The 2,429-nt window shown below is 56.3% G+C and carries 1 pseudogene; it reads right to left on the bottom strand.

Annotation, left to right across the window (positions count from 1 at the left end):
- Window positions 1-1,589: pseudogene (locus tag EXE42_RS15130) on the bottom strand (hypothetical protein); the annotation flags it as partial.
- Window positions 1,590-2,429: the final 840 nt, after the last annotated feature.

Here is a 2,429-nt window from a genome sequence, read left to right as displayed (position 1 = left end):
ACAGGATCCTCAGGGTCAAACGAGTCCGCTGAGAACACTCTCGCTTTGACCAACTCATCGACCGTTCCTGAGTCCATTCGCGCCCCCCGACGAGCACGCTCACTCAGCCCTGCTCGTGTCACTAAGTCACTGAGCCCATCTCTATCAGCGTCAGCAGAGTAATCGAAGCAGCACTCAATACCAACCACCTGCGCCGCCCCAGCCATCGATAACACCGTCGTCGAATTCTCGTACAACGCAGCATCGTCGATAATCCACCCGCCTGAGTAGATGAGCTGCCCGTCGCTTAGCCCTCGACTCAAGTATATGAGGGCCGGAATCGACTCCGGACACCCTGGTGGCTGGACCATCACCTGCGCTACTGTCAGGTTGAGCAATCGACCCTGCTGAGCAAGTTCAACAGGCACATCATCCATTTTCTTTGCCCACGCATCCAACCCGTCCGGCTCGAACGGCTTATCCTCAACCGGGCACACCACGACAGACACACCAGCGTCAGCAGACGGTGGAGAGTTCGTCACAACAACGTGACCGTCAGTAGTGCGCTCAGCAACGAGTCCACCGCCCGTCGCCACAGGCCCCGTCATCTCCGCAACGAAGTGGGGTGTTTCCCCGCACACCGCACCCGGGGACACAGTGGAACTGACATCGTCACAATCACCGCTCTCATCCGGGCCAGCATACTCTGAATTCCCCCACGAGTACACCTTACCCTCACCATCGGACCGACCCGTCAGGTAGGCGAAGAGCCGCTCCGGCGTCACCGCGTCCTCGATACTGCCGTTTCCACCCGGAACCTCAGCATCAGGCAAACACACCGAGAACCGTTCCGCAACAACAGGCTTCTGCTCAAGATATCTGAAAAGCTCCGCCTGCTCTCCCGGACTGAACGACCCTGCTGGGTCAAACCCGACTGGTGGAAGCAAGTAATCTCCGAGGATATCGTTCCCGTCACCACCACTGTCAAGACCGAAAGCCTCCCACTCGTTGTCCTGAGCGTATTCTTGCGCTCGGACAACGTCTGTCTCCCTATCTGCGACGTTCGCCAGTGCCGCGACACAGGACTCGTCTGAACATCGCTCCAGCACTGCCCGCATCTCGGCCAGCACTGCTTCCATGTCACCTAACGCCTCAGTAATCTCTTTCTCCGTCTCCGGATTCCGCCCTGTCCGCGCACTCCGCTTCGAAATTGCTGTCGCAGCCGCAGTCGTCGCCTCTTCGAGCTGTGCGTCAAGCCGCGAGACGCGCCGGAACGTCTCATCGTCTTCGTCGATATCGTCGTCGATGATATCGCTGGGGCCTGCGATACTCCGATTACTTCGGGGCGAGTTGTAGTCCTCACCGCGAACGTCGTCGTCAACACCATCGGCATCCTCATCCCCGTCAGGAGCCCGGGTTTTTGATTTGTTACTCCGAGAGTTGTTGTAGTTCGCCGCGGTGAGCGCGGTCGAAGTTACCCACCCTTCCAACTCAACTCGCCCAGCAAGCGTCGGAGTCAACCGAGCGACGTGCGGTTCGCCAAAGATCTCGTCTTCGGACGTGAGTGTGACCTCCGTTTCATCGTCATTCCAATCCGCACCTGCGAACACTGCCGCAGGCGACGACCCTGTGTTCGTGACTGACGACGCGACTTGGCTCAGACAGCCACTTAGCGCGCCGATTGCGACGGCGCCGCTTGCTGTGAGTAACGCCCGTCTGCTTGTGGTAGCACGTCGCATGCTGTCTGCGTGACTATCACGTCGTCGTGAATTCATAATCGCGCAGTAGAGGTGATGTGTTAGTATAAATCTTCTTATACTTGCGGTATTCGTATGAATTAGCGTGCGGTGGATTCGCGCCCTGTATTCATTACAGAATATTCTATCAATTTGCGGACAGTAGTGTTTCATTGAGTTCGGGAAGAGCCTTGTAGATTTGATTTTACTGTTCAGAAAACCCCCGTTTCCTGAACACCTTGCCCGGTACACAATCCGCTTATCTGTAGAAGATCGTTGATGGCTTGCCTTCTTGCGGTGTGAAGAATTTCTCACGAGTTCACGGGCTACTTCGAGGGGAGAGGGAGCATCTGACACTGTTTGGGAGCTGATCCGGTTGTTGAAACCGGCCCAGCAGTGCTCCTTCGCTTCAAAATTAGAGACTCTGTGACTTATAGCTCAGGCGAGCGAGGCGAAAGTACTGTTCCGGGACAGCAGCGTGACCGTAGGTCCCGCAGGGGTTGAGGTCTGAGTCTCCAGCTTGTATTATGCTGATCCGCCGACCCACTATTCGTCGGCCTGCTCCTTCTCCCTCACGAGATTGGGAGCTTCGAAGTCCACGACCTCGTCGATATCTGTAGTGACCCAGATCAAGAAGCGGTTTTCGGATTTGACGATTCCATTAACCCCTTCGCCATTAACGGTTGTTGCTTGATCCACGTCTTCTGGAGCCAC

The organism is Halorubrum sp. SP3 (assembly GCF_005435195.1).
GTDB classification, from domain to species: domain Archaea; phylum Halobacteriota; class Halobacteria; order Halobacteriales; family Haloferacaceae; genus Halorubrum; species Halorubrum sodomense.
The sequence above is the reverse complement of the archived record's forward strand: the minus strand, read 5'-3'. Positions and strand labels throughout refer to the sequence as shown.